Here is a 3698-nt window from a genome sequence, read left to right as displayed (position 1 = left end):
CGCCGCCCATGCGGTGCAGCTCATCGCCGAGTTGGACGCGATCTTCGCGACCCGCCCACTCGACGAATGGGCGCAGATCTTCGCGGGCGAACCCGATCTGTTCTGGTCCCCGGTCAACGCGCTCGAGGACGTGGTGGCCGACGAGCAGTTCCACGCCGCCGGCGGAATCGTCGACGTGCCCGACGGGCAGGCCGGCGTTGCCATGGTGGCCACACCGGCGGATTTCCATGGCACACCCTGGGCCCCGCGGTCCGCGGCGCCGCAACTGGGGCAGCACACCGACGAGGTTCTCGCCGAACTGAAGGCCCGCCGCGGGTCGTGACCCGCCCGCGAGACCTTTACAAATTTGGCCTGAAGTGTCACGCTGTCCGGTGACAACAAGCCCACGACAAGCGCTGCAGGAAACGCCAACGATGGTCACCCCAACGTTCAACATCGGCCACCAGAGCCGGGTCAGGTCCGTGCAGGCGACCCGCGCCGACGGAGAGAGTCTGCGATACCGGTTGGACGTCGTGGCGGCCAGCACTACCGACGTCGTCGCTTCCGCCGGGGGTTGGCTCTACGACCGGGTGATGGCCGGTTGGGAGGTGACCGTGCTGCTGCCGCGCGGCTGCGATACCCGCGCGCTGCGGATCCTCGGGGTGCGGTCATTGGACTTTGACGGGCGGCCGGATCCGGCCGACGCAAGGAGCCACGGCCTCGCGGTCAGCGCCGAGGCGTACACCGCCGACGCGCGCGTGCGGGAGCAGGTGCTGGCGGCGATGGACGACCGGTTGACCGAGGTCGCGCTGTGGGGTGACGGGTGGCCGCTGGCGGTCGACCGCGCGATGACCCGGACCCAGCACGTCCTCAGCATGGCGGCGCGCCGATTCAAGGGCTACGCGCTGGCGGAGGCCGGGATCGGCTGCGGCCCGGTCGATCCGATCGAAACGCTGCTGTGCGACGCGGCCACTCGGCTCTAGTGATGAAGAAGTATTACGGCCACACCCTGCTCTATCTGCACGAGACGATTTCACTGGGATCCGGGCGAAGCGACGGATTCACCGAGGCGTTCACCGACATCTACCGGCCGATGATGGACGACCTCGGCGCCCGGCTGTTCGCGATCTGGGAGGCCACCCCCTATAACGGCCACTGGCCGCAGGCCACGGTCATCTGGGAGATCGACGGGTTCGCCGACTACGCCCGCATCGGGACCGCCCAGGCGCGCGGCGGCAGCCACCAGGCCGCGGCCGGCAAGTGGGCGGCCTATCTGTCCGACACCGGCGCCTCGGGCGAGGGGCGGATCATGTACCCCGGCCCCAGTAACAAGACGCTGGCGCAGCTGCGCGAGACGAATTTCGCTGCGCCGCTGGTGATCCAGGAGATCATGCAGACCAAGCCGGGGCGCCAGGACGACTACATCCGCGAGCTGGAGCGCCTCTACGTGCCGTGGTCGGAGCGCACCGGGAAGCGATGGCTGGGTTCGTTTACCACGACGTTCCGCTACAACGAGGTCATCCACTACTGGGCGCTGGACGGCGGCTGGGAGTGCTTCGCCAATCACTACCCGTCCTGGAAGGACAGCCCGCCGGCCGAGATCATCACCTGGATGAGCGTGGCGCCGGCCCTGCGCGACGGCTGGGAAGACTCCATCCTGCAGGCCCTACCTCCATCGCCACTGCAGTGAGCTTTTCGTACGATCCGTTCGACGCGGAAGTGATGGCGAACCCGTTGCCGTACTACCGGATCCTGCGCGATGAGCACCCTGCGTACTACATGCCGCAGTGGGACACCTACGCGCTGTCCCGCTTCGACGACATCTGGCGGGTCCTGGAAGTCAACGACGGGACCTTCGTGGCGTCGGAAGGCACCCTGCCCGCGGCGGCGGTACTGGCCAAGCACAACACCGGGCCGGTCGACGACCCGCCGCTGCATCCGCTGCCGTTCCACGCGGTGTTCGACGCGGACCTGTACGGCCAGATCCGGCGCGCGCATTCGGCGCCGCTGCGCCCCAGGGCCGTCGCCGGGCTGGAGCACCGGATCCGCGCGCTGGCCAACGAACGCCTCGACGCGCTGCTGCCGCTGGGCTCGTTCGACCTGACCCAGGACTACGGCGGCATCGTGGTGGCGTCGGTGGTCTGCGAATTGCTGGGCATTCCAACGGATCTCGCGCCGCAGGTGCTGGCCGCGGTGAACGCCGGCAGCCTCGCGGAGCCCGGGGTGGGCGTGGACACCGCCGAGGCGCGGCCCAACTACATGGAGTTCCTGGTGCCGGCGGTCCAGCGCCGCCGCGCCGACGCGTCCGGCGGACCGCTCGGCGTGGTCGACGGGCTGCTCGGCTACCGCCTGCCCGACGGCAGCGAGCTCGACGACGTCGAGGTCGCCATGCAGATGCTCTGCATCTTCATCGGCGGCACCGAAACCGTGCCCAAGATCGTCGCCCACGGCCTGTGGGAACTGAGCCGGCGACCCGACCAGCTGGCCGCGGTGCGCGCCGATCCCGACACCAACGTGCCGATCGCGCGCGAGGAGATGATCCGGTTCTGCGCCCCGGCGCAGTGGTTCGCCCGAACCGCGCGGAAACCCTTCGCCATTCACGACGCGACGATCCAGCCGGGCCAGCGCGTCATCACGCTGCTGGCCTCGGCCAATCGCGACGAACGGGAATACCCGGAACCCGACGAGTTCGTCTGGAACCGGCCCATCCGCCGCTCGCTGGCCTTCGGCCGCGGCCAGCACTTCTGCATCGGCTACCACCTCGCCCGGCTGGAAGTCGCTGTGCTGCTGGCCGAATGGCTCCGCCGGGTGCCCGACTACGCGATCCACGGCGAGGCCGCCGCCCGCCTGCCGTCCAGCTTCCAGTGGGGATACAACAAGATCCCGGTGGAGGTCTGACGTGTGGTCCTACCGGATCATCGCCCCGTACCTGTTCGAGCGGACGTCGATCCCCGACCACACGGTCGAGCACCTCACCGACGGGCAAGTGCTGCTGCAGTTTTCGGCCGCCGGCGTCTGCGGCAGTGACCTGCCGGCCTTCCGCGGCAACCGCGGCCGCCTTGCGGGCGACGACGGCAAAAGCGCCGCCGAGAAGGACGGCTTCCCGATCCACGAGGTGGCCGGCGAAGTGATCGCCAGCCGGCACCCCGACCACCGCGCCGGCGATCGCGTGGTGGGCTGGGCGTCGGGGTTCGACGGCCTGATGGAACGAGTGATCAGCGACGGCGACATGCTGGCGCCGTACGACCCGGCGCTGACCCCGGCTGAGGCGGTCGGCCTGCAACCGCTGGCGTGCGTCCTGTACGCGCGCGAACAGCTGCCGGACCTGTCCGGGCGGCACGTCGCGATCATCGGCCAGGGCTCGATCGGGCTGCTGTTCTCCTACGTCGCCAAGGCGGCCGGCGCCCGGCGCGTTACCGGCGTCGACCCCGTAGACCGCGGCGGCCACGCAACGGCTTTCGGGGTCGACGACCCGGTGCGGGCCACCAGCGACCGCTGGGTCAGCCAGCTGGCCCCCGGCGACCGCGCCGACGTCGTCATCGAGGCCGTCGGCCACCAGGTGGCCACCCTGGGGCACGCCATCGAGGCAGCCGCACCCGGCGCCACGGTCTTCTATTTCGGCGTCGCCGACGACGAGGCCTACCCGATTAACATGCGCCTGATGCTGCGCAACAACCTGACGCTGAAATCCGGTGTCACCCTGGACCGGCGGCGCGTCC

Annotated in this window: 5 protein-coding genes; all 5 read left to right on the top strand. The window is 69.8% G+C overall.

Features of this window, described 5'->3' with window-relative positions; all coding sequences use genetic code 11:
• Positions 1–322, top strand: a 322-nt coding sequence (locus A5673_RS08215; RefSeq protein ID WP_197518323.1) for a CoA transferase, incomplete at its 5' end; no start/stop codon positions are given.
• A gap of 91 nt (positions 323–413) precedes the next feature.
• Entirely contained in the window at positions 414–962 is a 549-nt protein-coding gene (locus tag A5673_RS08210; protein ID WP_068229688.1) for a hypothetical protein, read from the top strand.
• 2 nt (positions 963–964) lie between these two features.
• Positions 965–1669, top strand: a complete 705-nt coding sequence (locus A5673_RS08205; RefSeq protein ID WP_068229692.1) for an NIPSNAP family protein — start codon at positions 965–967, stop codon at positions 1667–1669.
• On the top strand, positions 1666–2877 hold the full coding sequence (locus A5673_RS08200) for a cytochrome P450 (RefSeq protein WP_068229687.1): 1212 nt from the start codon (positions 1666–1668) through the stop codon (positions 2875–2877). Before A5673_RS08205 ends, A5673_RS08200 begins: the two co-directional genes overlap by 4 nt.
• A 1-nt stretch (position 2878) precedes the next feature.
• Positions 2879–3698, top strand: an 820-nt coding sequence (locus A5673_RS08195; protein ID WP_068229686.1) for a zinc-binding dehydrogenase, incomplete at its 3' end; no start/stop codon positions are given.

Source organism: Mycobacterium sp. E3198 (genome assembly GCF_001667015.1).
Taxonomy (GTDB): Bacteria; Actinomycetota; Actinomycetes; order Mycobacteriales; family Mycobacteriaceae; genus Mycobacterium.
Note: the sequence above shows the minus strand (reverse complement) of the source record. Positions and strands in the feature narration are given on the sequence as shown.